At 63.2% G+C, this 13249-nt stretch carries 13 protein-coding genes; 9 read left to right on the top strand and 4 right to left on the bottom strand.

All coding sequences use genetic code 11. From position 1 onward, the window contains the following. Positions 1–17 precede the first annotated feature (17 nt). From IB264_RS16930 to IB264_RS16955, 6 genes are all read left to right on the top strand, one after another. A complete protein-coding gene (locus tag IB264_RS16930) occupies positions 18–437 on the top strand; it encodes a BA14K family protein (RefSeq protein WP_038576546.1) in 420 nt (139 codons plus the stop codon). Positions 438–765: 328 nt separating this feature from the next. Then, positions 766–2295 (top strand): ABC transporter substrate-binding protein, encoded by a 1530-nt coding sequence (locus tag IB264_RS16935; protein ID WP_025425005.1) that lies wholly within the window; start codon positions 766–768, stop codon positions 2293–2295. Positions 2296–2409: 114 nt separating this feature from the next. Next, positions 2410–3351, top strand: coding sequence for an ABC transporter permease (locus IB264_RS16940; RefSeq protein ID WP_025425006.1), 942 nt, complete (start codon positions 2410–2412; stop codon positions 3349–3351). After that, the gene (locus tag IB264_RS16945; RefSeq protein ID WP_025425007.1) at positions 3351–4220 is read left to right on the top strand and encodes an ABC transporter permease; all 870 of its coding nucleotides are present in this window, start codon (positions 3351–3353) and stop codon (positions 4218–4220) included. Before IB264_RS16940 ends, IB264_RS16945 begins: the two co-directional genes overlap by 1 nt. 3 nt (positions 4221–4223) lie before the next feature. Continuing rightward, on the top strand, positions 4224–5435 hold the full coding sequence (locus tag IB264_RS16950) for an amidohydrolase/deacetylase family metallohydrolase (RefSeq protein WP_025425008.1): 1212 nt from the start codon (positions 4224–4226) through the stop codon (positions 5433–5435). A 44-nt stretch (positions 5436–5479) separates the two neighbouring features. Beyond that, on the top strand, positions 5480–5971 hold the full coding sequence (locus IB264_RS16955) for a RidA family protein (RefSeq protein WP_025425009.1): 492 nt from the start codon (positions 5480–5482) through the stop codon (positions 5969–5971). 19 nt (positions 5972–5990) lie between these two features. Here IB264_RS16955 and IB264_RS16960 read toward each other — a convergent pair whose 3' ends face one another. Continuing rightward, positions 5991–6770: an IclR family transcriptional regulator gene (locus IB264_RS16960; protein WP_051509186.1), complete on the bottom strand. Its 780-nt coding sequence runs from the start codon at positions 6768–6770 to the stop codon at positions 5991–5993. A 230-nt stretch (positions 6771–7000) separates the two neighbouring features. Between IB264_RS16960 and IB264_RS16965 the strand changes: the two genes are divergently transcribed. Beyond that, positions 7001–8200, top strand: coding sequence for an aminotransferase class V-fold PLP-dependent enzyme (locus IB264_RS16965; protein WP_025425011.1), 1200 nt, complete (start codon positions 7001–7003; stop codon positions 8198–8200). 44 nt (positions 8201–8244) lie between these two features. Further along, positions 8245–10074, top strand: coding sequence for an ABC transporter ATP-binding protein (locus IB264_RS16970; RefSeq protein ID WP_025425012.1), 1830 nt, complete (start codon positions 8245–8247; stop codon positions 10072–10074). Between the two features lie 25 nt (positions 10075–10099). Here the strand turns inward: IB264_RS16970 and IB264_RS16975 are convergent, their stop codons facing one another. From IB264_RS16975 to IB264_RS16985, 3 genes are all read right to left on the bottom strand, one after another. Then, entirely contained in the window at positions 10100–10468 is a 369-nt protein-coding gene (locus tag IB264_RS16975) for a VOC family protein (RefSeq protein WP_025425013.1), read from the bottom strand. Positions 10469–10626: 158 nt separating this feature from the next. Next, the gene (locus tag IB264_RS16980; protein ID WP_107027568.1) at positions 10627–10788 is read right to left on the bottom strand and encodes a Thivi_2564 family membrane protein; all 162 of its coding nucleotides are present in this window, start codon (positions 10786–10788) and stop codon (positions 10627–10629) included. Positions 10789–11015: 227 nt separating this feature from the next. Next, positions 11016–11741 carry an META domain-containing protein gene (locus IB264_RS16985; RefSeq protein WP_025425014.1) on the bottom strand — a complete coding sequence of 242 codons (726 nt, stop codon included), beginning with the start codon at positions 11739–11741 and terminating at the stop codon, positions 11016–11018. A gap of 252 nt (positions 11742–11993) precedes the next feature. Between IB264_RS16985 and dxr the strand changes: the two genes are divergently transcribed. After that, complete coding sequence (gene dxr, locus IB264_RS16990; protein WP_025425015.1) at positions 11994–13169, top strand: 1-deoxy-D-xylulose-5-phosphate reductoisomerase; 1176 nt, start codon at positions 11994–11996, stop codon at positions 13167–13169. Positions 13170–13249 lie beyond the last annotated feature (80 nt).

The raw sequence follows: 13249 nt of genomic DNA on the forward strand, positions 1-13249 counted from the left end.
AGGAAATGGTGAAGCCAATGAAAAAGCTGGCAATTGTTGCGCTTTCGCTGGCAACGGCCTTCTCCAGCGCAGCCCCGGTACAGGCATTCCCGTCGGTAACACCCATGAAGGCAGGCATCTCCGACGTCGAGACCGTGCAGTACTATCACCGCCGCTGGTATCGCGGATACGATGGCTACCGATGGCGGGGCGATCGGCGCTATTACCGTCACCGCCACTGGGATGACGACGACGACGATGACAATGTAGGCGCGATCATCGGCGGCCTTGCCGCCGGCGCCATCATCGGCGGGCTGATGGCCCAGCCGAGACGGTACTATGGCGGCAACGCCCATACGAGCTGGTGCTACAGTCGATACAGCTCCTACCGGGCATGGGACAATACCTTCCAGCCCTATTATGGCGCCCGCCGCGCCTGCTACTCGCCTTATCGGTAAACCTGCGATGAAGGCCCTGCCGCCCGTCTGGGCGGCGGGTGAAAGCATAACCTGATGTAAGGCAAGCACTTTCCTGAGCGCAGGACAGCCGATTTCGTCGTGTTCAAGCGTCGAGCAGCGCGCTCCGCTTGATCAATGCGTGCCCGCCCAAAGCGAAAAGTGCTCCCTCATCGATCCCTCCCCTGACTGATCAGCGTCGCCGGCCCCGCTGCCATGATGACCGTCGGTTTTGGCTGCGGCTTGACATTTCCGTAAGGCTGACCTTATCATTCCAATATAAAGTATCTTAATACATAACTATGATATAACTATAAGAGAGGAACATAAGATGAAATCAGCAAGGATTGCACTGCTTCTGGGAACGGCACTCATCGCCTCCTCGTCCTTCGCCTTCGCGCAGGAAAAGGGCGGCGTCATCAACGTCGCCACGGTCGGCGAGCCGCCGACGCTCGACCCTATGGCTTCGACGGCCGACCTGGTCGGCATCGTCTCGCAGCATATGTTCGAGACGCTCTACACCTTCGACAAGGATTGGAAGCCGACGCCGCTTCTGGCTGTGGCCATGCCGGAAATCAGCGCCGACGGCAAAACCTACACGATCAAGCTGCGCTCCGGCGTCAAGTTCCATGACGGCACCGACATGGATGCGACCGACGTCGTCGCCTCGCTCGAGCGCTGGACGAAGACCGCCTCGCGCGGCAAGCAGACGGCAACGACGATCGCCGGCATCGAGGCCGTCGACCCGACCACGGTCAAGATCTCGCTCAACACCCCCTATGCGCCGCTGGTCTCGCTGCTCGCCTTCAACAATTCCGCGGCAATCGTACTGCCTTCGGAAAAGCAGGCTGAGCCGATGGTCGATTTCGTCGGCACCGGCCCCTACAAGCTCAAGGAGCGCAAGGCCGACCAGTACATCCAGCTTGAGCGTTACGACGGCTATGTCTCGCCCGAGGGCGAAAGCAACGGTTATGGCGGCGCGCGTCACCAGTATGCCGACGAGATCCGCTTCGTGCCGGTTCCCGACCCGAACACCCGTGTCGAGGCCGCCGTCTCCGGTCAGTACGACTACGTCGATTCGCTGCCGGTCGAATCCTTCGAACGGGTGAAAGGCTCGAGCGCTTCCGAACCTGTGATGCTGCAGCCTTTCGGCTGGCCTGTCTTTGTCCTCAACTCAGGCAACGGCATGACCAAGAATCTGGAACTGCGCAAGGCGATCCGCGCCGCACTCAGCATGGAAGACATGATGGCGGCCGCCTTCGGCAGCACCGACTTCTACGCGCTCGATGCCGCCCTCTACCCGGCGCAGTATGTCTGGCGCACCGAAGCCGGCACGGAAGGCGGCTACAATGTCGCCGATCCGGAAAAGGCAGGCGAACTCTTGAAGGCTACCGGCTACAAGGGTGAGCCGCTGCGCATCCTGACCAGCCGCCAGTACGAGTTCCACTACAAAATGGCACAGGTCGCCGCCGAGTATCTGAAGCTCGCGGGCTTCACCGTCGATCTGCAGGTGGTCGACTGGGCAACGCTCACCCAGCGCCGCGCCGACCCGACACTCTGGGATATCTATATCACCCACAGCCCGTTCCTGCCGGAACCGGCGCTGATCGGCATGATGTCGACCAAGGCGCCCGGAAACTGGGATACGCCGGCCCGCGCCAAGGCCGTCGATGCCTTCAACGCCGAATCGGATGCTGGCAAGCGCGTCACACTCTGGGCCGACGTCCAGAAGGTGATCTACGAGGAAGTGCCGTTCATCAAGATCGGCGACTTCAACGCCCTGTCGGCAAAGACCAAGACGCTTGACGGCGTCTCCCCCGCGCCGTGGCCCTACTTCTGGAACGCTTCGATCAAGAAGTAAGCTTTCATCCACTTGAAGCCTTCGGCGGGCGGTCTTTCCCTTCACGGATTGCTGCCCGCCGGATAGCCCGGCGCTGCCTTGCCAGTGCCCGTGCGGAAGAAGTTCGAGGCACCCATGATACGCTATATTCTCCAGCGCCTGTTCGGCATGATCGTGGTCATGGCGCTCGTCGTCACCATTGTCTTCGTCATCGTCCGCGTGACACCCGGCGATCCCGCCGCCGTCATGCTCGGACCGGAAGCGACGCAGCAAGACATCGCCGAATTGCGCACCAAGCTTGGTCTCGACCAGTCGCTCGGCCTGCAATATGTCTACTATATCGGGCAGCTGCTGCAGGGCGATCTCGGCCAGTCGATCTTCCTCAACCAGCCGGTCACTTCGGCGCTTGCCGAGCGTGCCGAGCCGACCTTCTTCCTGACCCTGTTCTCGATTCTGATCGCCAGCGGCATTGCGCTGCCGATCGGCATCTACGCCGCCTACCGCCGCGGCTCCTTCGTCGACCAGGCGGCCACCACGCTGGCGATGCTTGCCGCCAGCATTCCGAGCTTCTGGCTCGGCCTGATCCTCATCCAGTTCCTCGCGGTCCGCCTCGGCTGGTTCCCGGTTTCGGGTTACGGCGGGCCGGGTTCATCCTTCGCAGAGCGCATGTACCATCTGACCTTGCCGGCCATTGCGCTCGGGGTCGTCTCCTCGGCGCTGATCCTGCGCTTTACCCGCGCCTCGATGCTCGATGTGCTCGGCGACGACTTCATCCGCACCGCCCGCGCCAAGGGTCTCGGCGAACGCAAGGTGGTAATGAAACACGCGCTGAAGAATGCCCTCATCCCGATCCTGACCATCATCGGTCTCACCGCCGCGGTTCTGATCTCCGGCGCCGTCGTCACAGAAACCGTCTTCGGCCTTCCGGGCGTCGGCAATCTCGTCGTCTCCGCCGTGCTCAGGCGCGACTACCCTGTGATCCAGGGCGCGCTGCTCGTCATCGCCGCTCTTTACGTGCTGATCAATTTCGCGATCGACATGCTCTATCTCCTCGTTGATCCAAGGGTTCGCTACTGATGACCGCCACCGTATCAACCCCTGTCGCAAGCGAGCGTGCCAAGTTCCTGCGCCGCCTGCTCAAGCGCAAGACCGTTGCCTTCGGTCTCTTCGTTCTCGTCGTCTTCGTGCTCCTGGCCGTCTTCGCGCCGCTGATCGCGCCCTATGCGCCCGGCAAGCTGTCGATCGTCAACCGCCTGTCGCCGCCGAGCCTGCAATGGTTCTTCGGCACTGACGAATTCGGGCGCGACGTGTTTTCGCGCACGCTCTATGCCGGCCGGCTTTCGCTGCTCGTCGGCGCCGCCGTCGTCACGCTCGCAACGATCGTCGGTGTCGTCATGGGCCTCGTCGCCGGCTTCTTTCCGAAGCTCGACGCGCCGATCGCCCGCCTGATCGACGCGATGATGGCCTTTCCCGATATCCTGCTGGCGATCGCGCTCGTCGCCGCCCTCGGCCCGTCGCTGACGACGGTGATCGTCGCGCTCAGCGTCGTCTACGCGCCGCGGCTGGCGCGGGTGGTGCGCGCCTCGACGCTGGTGATCCGCGAGCTGCCCTATGTCGAGGCGGCTCGCGCGCTCGGCATCTCGACGCCGCACATCATGACGCGGCATGTGCTGCGCAACCTGCTCTCGCCGATCCTGGTGCAGGGCACGTTCCTGTTTGCCCATGCCATGCTGGCCGAAGCCGGGCTTTCCTTCCTCGGCGTCGGCGTCAGTCCTGAGATCCCGACCTGGGGCACGATGATCGCCTCGGGCCGGCAATATATCGGACAGGCCGATTGGGTGACGCTGTTTCCCGGCATCGCCATCGTGCTTTCGGTTCTGTCCCTGCAGATGGTTGGCGATGGTTTGCGCGACATGCTCGACCCCCGCCTCAGAAAGGACCTGTGATCCATGCCCACCGCAACCCGTAGCACCAGCCCCGTGCTGATCAGCAACGTGAAGCCCGTCGCCTTCGGCATGGCGGCACCGAGCGAAACCGTCGACATCCTGATCGGTGGCGACGGCACCATTGCCCGCATCGGCAGCCAGTTGTCGGCGCCTGAAGGCACCCAGCGCATCGACGGCAAGGGTGCCTGGATTTCGCCCGGCTGGATCGATCTGCACGCCCATGTCTGGCATGGCGGCACCGACATTTCGGTCCGGCCGCAACTCTGCGGCATGGAGCGCGGCGTCACCACCATCGTCGACGCCGGTTCGGCCGGCGAAGCCAACTTCCATGGTTTTCGCGAATACATCATCGAGCCGGCGCGCGAGCGCATCAAGGCCTTCCTCAATCTCGGCTCGATCGGCCTCGTCGCCTGCAACCGCGTCAGCGAGCTCAGCGACATCCGCTCGATTGACATCGACCGCATCATCGCCTGCTACCAGGAAAACCGCGAGCATATCGTCGGCCTGAAAGTGCGCGCCAGCCACGTGATCACCGGCTCCTGGGGCGTAACCCCGGTCAAGCTCGGCAAGAAGATCGCCAAGATCCTCAAGATCCCGATGATGGTGCATGTTGGCGAACCGCCGGCGCTCTATGACGAAGTGCTTGAAATCCTCGGCCCCGGCGACATCGTCACCCATTGCTTCAACGGCAAGGCCGGCAGTAGCATCATCGAGGACGAAGACCTGTTCGAGCTTGCCGAGCGCTGCGCCGGCGAAGGCATCCGGCTCGACATCGGCCATGGCGGCGCGTCGTTTTCGTTCCGCGTCGCGGAAGTCGCCATTGCCCGCGGCCTGCTGCCCTTCTCGATCTCCACCGATGTGCACCTGCGCAGCATGAACCAGTCAGTCTGGGACCTCGGCACCACCATGTCGAAGCTCTTGAGCGTCGGCATGCAGTTCGAAAAGGTCGTCGAGGCCGTGACGCAGGCTCCGGCCTCGGTCATTCGCCTGCCGATGGACGGGCTTCTGACCGTCGGCGCGCGCGCCGAGTTCACCCTCTTCGATCTCGTCGATTCCGAACTGCGCGTCTTCGATTCACTTGGAGCCGAAGCGCATCTCAACCGCCTCTTCGAGCCGCGATATGCGCTCATGGGCACGGACGTCGTGGCGGCAAACAGATACCAGCCGCAGCATGTCGAATGCCCCGACCACAGCCACGGCTTCAGCTACCGTTGAACCATCACAGAACACAGAAACTGGCAGGATATCGCGTGAACAGTTTGGACCATAAGACCAAGGGCCGTGTGCCGGCTTCGCCCTACCAGAGGCTTGCAGCCCTCGGCATCGACCTGCCCCCGGCACCGCCGCCGATCGCCAACTTCGTCACCCATGTTCAGGAGGGCAACATTCTCTACCTCTCCGGACAGGGCCCGCGCGAGGTCGACGGCCACCTGCATGCCGGCAAGGTCGGCGCCGACGTCGACGTTGAAAGCGCCTATGAGCACGCGCGGCTGACGGGCATCAATCTGCTGGCGGTGATGCATGATGCGCTCGGCGATCTCGGCCGCGTCAAGCGCATCGTCAAGCTCCTCGGCATGGTCAACGCCGTACCGGACTTCGCCGATCATCCGCAGGTGATCAATGGTTGCTCCGACCTGCTGATCGACGTCTTCGGCGAAGCGGGGCAGCATGCCCGCTCGGCCGTCGGTTTCGGATCGCTTCCCGGCAACATCACCGTCGAGATCGAAGCGATCGTCTCGCTTCACGAGTGACGGTTTAAGGGAGGTCGGATCAATGGCTGCGCCAGCCCATCATCTTCTCGATCCGCTCGGCGGAAACCCTGACGTGATCGGCGTAGAAGTTGCGATCGTCGACGATCTTCTGTTCGGGCAGAACGATGGAGATGGTCGCGACGCAACTGCCCTTGTCGTCGAGGATCGGGGCGGCGACGCAGGCGACCGCATAGTCGGATTCACCGGCCTGGATCGAAAGCTTGGCGGCAAGCGCCGTCTCGGCCTGGCTCGACAGTGCGGCCGGATCTACATCGGCCCGGCCCGTCGGCGATGTGCGGGCGCAACGGCGGAACAGCTCCAACCTCTCGTCGGAGGGCAGATGGCCGACCAGCAATCGTCCGGAGGCCGTCCAGTTAAGCGGCACCCGGGTGCCGACCCTGGATGTCACCTGGAAATGGCCGGGGCCGTCCGCCATGGCGAGCACCTGCATGTAGTCGCCGTCGCGACCGCAGAGCTGGATGGTTTCGGCAACCTCGCGACCGAGATCATGCATCTCCCGCGTCGCCACGCCGAGGAAATCGAGCGAGCGCGCATAGGCGAGACCGTAATGGTAGAGCCTGTCACCGAGCCAGACCTGGCCGTCGGCATCGCGGCTGAGCAGGTTCTTTTCCACCATGTCGTCGACGATGACATAGGCCGTCGACAGCGGCGCGCCGACCGCTTTGGCAATCGCGTAGACGCCGCTCGGAGAACCGGTCTCGTAGAGGAAGTCGAGCACCTGCAATGCCCGATCCATGCCGCTTACGCGCGAACGGCGGGTCTTGCCGGTCGGCTCCATGTCGTCGCCGGCTTCGGCGGCAATCGTCGTCTTGTCCAAGGGTCTACTCCCATGCAATTCGAAATTCGCATCAGATGGGCGGTCAGCAACGGCTTTCCGTCTCACCCGCGACAACGGCCGGTTCGGCGATCCGAAACGGCCCGTTCATATCTCATTACTATGGTAGATATTCCGCGAAAACGGAATAGCTTAACCTGTTCCGACTGCCAGAAAATCATATGGAGACCACCATGCCTGACCGCGACATCCGCGAAGCTCTCGGACTTCGGCCCGTTATCAACGTATCCGGCACGATGACCAGCCTCGGCGCATCGATCGTGGTTCCGGAAGCGATCGCCGCGATGACAGGCATACTGCCGCAATTCGTCGAGATCAACGACCTGCAGCGCAAGATCAGCCCGGTGATTGCCCGGCTGACGGGCGCCGAGGCCGGCTTCATCACCGCCTCCTGCTCCGCCGGCATCAGCCTTGCAGTCGCCGGCACCATGACCGGCAACGACCTCGCCGCGATCGAGCGCCTGCCCGATGCCACGGGCTTGAAGAACGAAGTCATCATCCAGATGGGCCATGTCGTCAGCTATGGTGCGCCGGTCGACCAGGCGATCCGCATTGCCGGCGGCAAGCCGGTGCTCGTCGGCCAGGCGACGTCGGCCTATCGCTATCACATCGAAGGCGCCATCAACGAGCGCACGGCGGCTGCCATCTATGTCGTCTCCCACCATGTGGTTCAGTACGGCCTTATCGGGCTCAAGGAATTCGCCGAGGCCTGCCATGCCAAGGGCGTGCCGGTCATCGTCGATGCCGCATCCGAATATGATCTGAAGATCTTCCTCGAACAGGGCGCGGACATCGTCCTCTATTCCGGTCACAAATTCCTGGGCGGCCCGACCTCCGGCATCGTCGCCGGCGAAAAGACGCTGGTGCGCAACGCCTTCCTGCAGAACCTCGGCATCGGCCGCGGCATGAAGGTCGGCAAGGAAAGCATGCTCGGCGTGATGGCAGCCCTCATCGCCTGGGAAACGCGCGACCACCAGGGGATCCGCGACCGCGAGGCCGGCTATCTCCATCTCTGGCGCGACACGCTCGACGGCCGCCCGGGCGTCAAGCACGTGATCGAAGCTGACCCGACCGGCAATCCGCTCGACCGCCTGCGCGTCACCATCGATCCGCAGGAAGCCCACATCACCGCCTGGGATCTCGCCGATGCGCTGGCGCGCGGTCAGCCGCCGATCATCGTGCGCGACCACGAGGTCGAGCACAATTACTTCTATCTCGACCCCTGCAACCTGCACCCCGGCCAGGAAACCATCGTGGCAGACCGCCTTTCCGAGGAGCTGACAAAGGCGCGCAGCTCCAACGAGATCATCGCCACGCCGCTTCATGAGCGCAATGCCCGCCGCTTCGCCGGCCTGTTGCGCTGGCCCGACTGAGACCGATCCGCCCACCCCGTGCAGAACGACAAGGAATGTGAGACATGACCCGCACCGACGCTGCCACCGATCCGTCGAAAGCTGTGCTTTCGGTCGAGAACCTGACAACCTCGTTTCTGGTCGACGGCGCCTGGAAGCCTGTGGTGCGGGACATCTCGTTCTCGGTCATGCCGGGAGAGACGGTGGCGATCGTCGGTGAATCCGGCTCGGGCAAGAGCGTGACGTCCCTTTCGATCATGCGCCTGCTGCAGAAGGACATGAGCCGAACCGAAGGGCGAGTCATGCTCGGCGGCTGCAACATCCTCGATCTGCCGGAAAGCGACATGCGTCGCGTGCGCGGCAACGAAGTGGCGATGATCTTCCAGGAGCCGATGACCAGCCTGAACCCGCTGTTCACCATCGGCGACCAGATTTCCGAAGCGCTGCTCTGCCATCGACCGATGAGCAAGGCGGAAGCGAAGGCCGAGACCATTCGCCTGCTCGACAAGGTCAGGATCCCGTCGGCCGCTTCCCGTTTCGACGAATACCCGCACCGCTTCTCCGGCGGCATGCGCCAGCGCGTCATGATCGCCATGGCGCTTGCCAGCCGTCCGAAGCTCCTGATCGCCGACGAGCCGACGACCGCCCTCGACGTGACGATCCAGGGACAGATCCTCGACCTCATCAAGGTGCTGCAGGAGGAGGAAGGAACGTCCGTCCTGTTCATCACCCACGACATGGGCGTGGTTGCGGAGATCGCCGACCGCACCGTGGTGATGTTCCGCGGCGAAGCGGTGGAAACCGGCCGGACGGACGACATCTTCCTGCGCGCCAAACATCCCTATACCCGCGCACTTCTCTCGGCCGTACCGATGCTCGGCTCGATGAAGGGCAAGCCGCAGCCGCTGCGTTTTCCTGTTATCGACAGCGTCACTGGCCTGCCGGATACGCCGGCCGAGGGAACGAGCACGGTCGCTCAGACCCGCCCGATCCTTGAGGTGAAAAACCTCGTCAAGCGCTTCGACATTCATGCCGGGCTGCTCGGCAAGCTGCAGGGCCGCGTGCACGCCATCGAAAACGTCTCCTTCAGCCTGCAGCCGGGCGAAACGCTGTCGCTCGTCGGCGAATCCGGCTGCGGCAAGTCGACCACCGGTCGCGCCATCATGCGGCTGATCGAACCGCAGAGCGGGTCGGTCGTTCTCAACGGCCAGGACGTGCTGGCCATGGATCGCAAACGCTTGCGCGAAATGCGCCGGACCATGCAGATGATCTTCCAGGATCCCTTCGCCAGCCTCAATCCTCGCATGACCGTGGGGGCTGCGATCGCCGAACCCTATCTCGAGCACAAGCTCGGCACCGCGAGCCAGGCCCGCGACAAGGTCGCCGACCTGCTGGAGCGCGTCGGCCTGCAGGCCGACATGGCCGCGCGCTACCCGCATGAATTCTCCGGCGGACAGCGCCAGCGTGTCTGCATTGCGCGGGCGCTGGCGCTCGATCCGAAGGTCATCGTTGCCGACGAATCGGTCTCGGCCCTCGACGTCTCGATCAAGGCGCAGGTCATCAACCTTCTGCTCGACCTGCAGGCGAGCCTCGGCCTTGCCTATCTCTTCATCTCGCACGACATGGCCGTCGTCGAACGCGTCAGCCACCGTGTCGCGGTAATGTATCTCGGCGAGATCGTCGAGATCGGCCCGCGCACCGATATCTTCGAAAACCCGCAGCACCCCTACACCCGCAAGCTGATGGCAGCCGTGCCGATCGCCGATCCGACCCGGCGGCACACCAGGCGCAATGTCGCCAGCGACGAGATCAAGAGCCCGATGCGCGCGCCCGACTATGTCGTGGGCGAGCGGCAGTACCGCCAGATTTCGGCGGAGCACTTCGTGCAAGTGTAGAAAGCGGGCGCTTAAAACCGCGCCGTCACTTGTCTGGCGTGCAGACGCGCAGGCGATGGCCATCGGGATCGAGCGCGACAAAGGTGCGGCCGAAGACGGCGGTCATCAGGTCCTGCTCGATCGGGATCCCAGCCTTGCGCCATTCCGCGTAAAGCCGCTCGACCTCGGCGTCGTCCTTGACCATGAAGGCGATCTCCATCCGGTGGCCCGAACCGGAGGAGACGAAGTTCGCGGCCTTGGTGGACCAGAGGCTGAAGTTCAGGCCGTTATCGAGGGCATAGGCGACGTAGGCCGGAAAGGCCGCAACCGGCCCACGGCCAAGCAGCCGTGTGTAGAAGGCGGCGCTCTGTTCAGGATCTTCCACGTAAAGCAGGATGAGGTTCGGGGTCAGCATCGTCGATCATCTCCGTTGTTCGATGGTCGCAAGCTAGCGCGTGCCACTGTCAGCTTTTGTCAGCATCGAAATCATGCCCGGCGCAAAAAAGCCGCCGCTCCGAGGATGGAGCCGGCGGCCTTGTCGGACCATGCTAACCACTGAGGTCGGCGTCTGCGTCAGAAGACGGCCAGATATTTCAACAGCGAGATGATACCGATAACGAGCACGATAGCCTGCACGATCTGTTTCGCCCGGCCGTCCAGCGGCAGGCGCTGAACCAGATAAAGCACGAGCACGATGACGAGGAACGTGATCAGAATGCTGATAAGAAGCCCCATAGACAAACTCCCTTTTCAAGGCGACGCGAAGTCGTCTGAGTTGTAACTATGAGGCGAGCCGAAAAGTTCCAATACTGGCAAATACTTATTTAGATAAGGCTGGGTTCCGGCCTCCGTCCCTGCCGACTGGCAGCAGTTCCGCGCACACGAAATCAGAGCTCGCGGCGATCATGCCGCGCACGACTGGCTCATCAGCGTTGATTGCATGGAAGATCGGGAGAAGGGTGTCAGCCGGCCGCCTTGCAGGCGATCCCGGCATCATTCTCGCCCTTCGTCGCATCGTAGAGCGTTGCCTCGTCACCTTTCGTCCACCAGATATACTGGCCGCCGGCATACTTGGCACCCGATGCGGAAATCACGTTAGAGGCGACGGTGAAGTTGCCGTCGAGGGTGAAGGTCACCAATGAGGCCGGGCCGGCATTGATGTATTCGGCTTCGACCGTCTTGCCGCCGCAGTCATAGCGCGCCGACTGGCGATCGACGGTCTCTGCCCCCGGAACCGAAATCGTGACATCGACACTGCCCGATCCGCCCGCTGCCATCGACGCCAGCGTCAGCGCCGGCGCGCCGGCCGACTTGCCGAGGATCAGTTTCGACCCTTCGACATCCCAGGAAAGCTCGGTGCGCAGTGCCGCCAGGAATTTCTGTTCCTGATCCATCACCGCCGGCACGCACATCTTGCGGGTCGAGGCCGCCGGGCCGAAGGTGATCTTCGCACCGGAAAGGCTGAAAGTACCGGTAAAGTGGTTGCAGCCGGCCATGCCGCCATAGGTTCCATCGTCGCGGATCTCCAGCGTCGACTGAAGATTGTCGATCACCCCGCGGCCGGCGATATCTTCGGCAAGCCAGATGCCGACAAGCTGTTGCGGCACGTTTTCGGCAGCGACCGTCTGCATTGAGGCCATTTCGATCAGCACGCAGGCGCAGGAAAGGGCGGTGGCGACTTTCAGCATCGGGAACTCCTTCGCGCTTCGACTCGTCGTCCGATTCTTAGCCCGATCACACGCCGGATTGAAGACCGCGCCCTTGTTGCACGTCGATTTCGCCTGTAGAGCCTAGCGCATACAATGAAGATCGGCATCGGTTTTCGGCAAAACCAAAACGCGGCTTCCCTCTGTCGGAGCGAGCGTTAGGCGCTCGGCCGGGCGCTTGCGCCCCCGCCCCGCTGTAAGGCTGGAAGAACGAACAAGAACATGGGAATTGGCATGGCATCCCGCGAAAACGCGAAGCGCCGACTGACGATCCTGGGCTCGACCGGCTCCATCGGCACCAATACGCTCGATGTCGTCGAGCGGCTGGGCGGTCGCGACAGTTTCGAGATCGTCGCTCTGACCGGAAACGGCAACATTCCGCTGCTGGCGCAGCAGGCGATTGTCCACGGCGCAGAGCTTGCCGTTACCGCCGACGACAGCCATTACGCCAGCCTGAAGACAGCGCTCTCCGGCACCGGCATTGAGGTTGCGTCAGGCAGGAGCGGCCTGATCGAGGCGGCGGAGCGCGACGCCGGCTGGGTGATGGCGGCAATCGTCGGCAATGCCGGACTTGCCCCGACGCTGGCCGCCGCAAGCCGCGGCGCCGACATCGCGCTTGCCAACAAGGAATGCCTGGTTTCCGCCGGCAGCCTGTTCATCGAAGCGGTCAGGAAGGGCGGCGGCCGCCTCTTGCCGGTCGATAGCGAACACAACGCCATCTTCCAGGTGCTGGAAGAGCACCAGCGCCATGCCGTCGAGCGCATCATCCTCACAGCCTCCGGCGGCCCCTTCCGCACCAAGACACTCGAAGAGATGCGCCACGTGACGGCCGACGTCGCCCGCGCCCATCCGAACTGGTCGATGGGTCTGAAGATCTCGATCGACAGCGCCTCGATGTTCAACAAGGCGCTGGAGATGATCGAAGCCAAGCACCTGTTCGGCCTCAGGCCGGAGCAGATCGAGGTGATCGTGCATCCGCAGTCGGTCATCCACTCGATGGTCGGCTACACCGATGGCTCGGTGCTGGCGCAGCTCGGCTGCCCCGACATGCGCACCGCCATCGGCTATGCGCTCTCCTATCCCAGCCGCTGCGACCTGCCGATCGAACGGCTCGACTTCGCCAAGCTGTCGCGCCTCGATTTCGAAGCGCCCGATGAAATCAGGTTTCCGGCAATCCGCCTGGCGCGCCGCGCCATGGAACAGGGCGGCGTGCAGGGGGCCGTGCTGAACGGCGCCAAGGAGACGGCGCTGGAAGCCTTCATCGCCGGTCGGGCCGGGTTCCTGGACATGGCCGAAATTGTCGAGCAGGTAATGGACAAGCTCTCGGACCTGCCTGCGGCCGTCACCATGGACGATGTCTTTGCCGCCGACGAAAAAGCCCGACAACTGGCTGCCGGGCTGATCCGATAGTTTGCTGATCGGGCGTTCCCGCCCCTCATCCGGCTGCCGCCACTTTCTCCCCGCACGCGGAGAGAAGGTTAGGGGCAGAT

Source organism: Ensifer sp. ENS11 (genome assembly GCF_014851895.1).
Lineage (GTDB): Bacteria > Pseudomonadota > Alphaproteobacteria > Rhizobiales > Rhizobiaceae > Ensifer > Ensifer canadensis.

What these genes read in the sequence shown, in the direction of transcription:
- dxr (WP_025425015.1), top strand. Translation starts at nt 11,994, where the DNA reads ATGGCATCCCGCGAAAACGCGAAGCGCCGACTGACGATCCTGGGCTCG.
- IB264_RS16985 (WP_025425014.1), bottom strand. Translation starts at nt 11,741, where the DNA reads ATGCTGAAAGTCGCCACCGCCCTTTCCTGCGCCTGCGTGCTGATCGAA.
- IB264_RS16930 (WP_038576546.1), top strand. Translation starts at nt 18, where the DNA reads ATGAAAAAGCTGGCAATTGTTGCGCTTTCGCTGGCAACGGCCTTCTCC.
- IB264_RS16945 (WP_025425007.1), top strand. Translation starts at nt 3,351, where the DNA reads ATGACCGCCACCGTATCAACCCCTGTCGCAAGCGAGCGTGCCAAGTTC.
- IB264_RS16935 (WP_025425005.1), top strand. Translation starts at nt 766, where the DNA reads ATGAAATCAGCAAGGATTGCACTGCTTCTGGGAACGGCACTCATCGCC.
- IB264_RS16975 (WP_025425013.1), bottom strand. Translation starts at nt 10,468, where the DNA reads ATGCTGACCCCGAACCTCATCCTGCTTTACGTGGAAGATCCTGAACAG.
- IB264_RS16960 (WP_051509186.1), bottom strand. Translation starts at nt 6,770, where the DNA reads ATGGAGCCGACCGGCAAGACCCGCCGTTCGCGCGTAAGCGGCATGGAT.
- IB264_RS16970 (WP_025425012.1), top strand. Translation starts at nt 8,245, where the DNA reads ATGACCCGCACCGACGCTGCCACCGATCCGTCGAAAGCTGTGCTTTCG.
- IB264_RS16950 (WP_025425008.1), top strand. Translation starts at nt 4,224, where the DNA reads ATGCCCACCGCAACCCGTAGCACCAGCCCCGTGCTGATCAGCAACGTG.
- IB264_RS16980 (WP_107027568.1), bottom strand. Translation starts at nt 10,788, where the DNA reads ATGGGGCTTCTTATCAGCATTCTGATCACGTTCCTCGTCATCGTGCTC.
- IB264_RS16965 (WP_025425011.1), top strand. Translation starts at nt 7,001, where the DNA reads ATGCCTGACCGCGACATCCGCGAAGCTCTCGGACTTCGGCCCGTTATC.
- IB264_RS16940 (WP_025425006.1), top strand. Translation starts at nt 2,410, where the DNA reads ATGATACGCTATATTCTCCAGCGCCTGTTCGGCATGATCGTGGTCATG.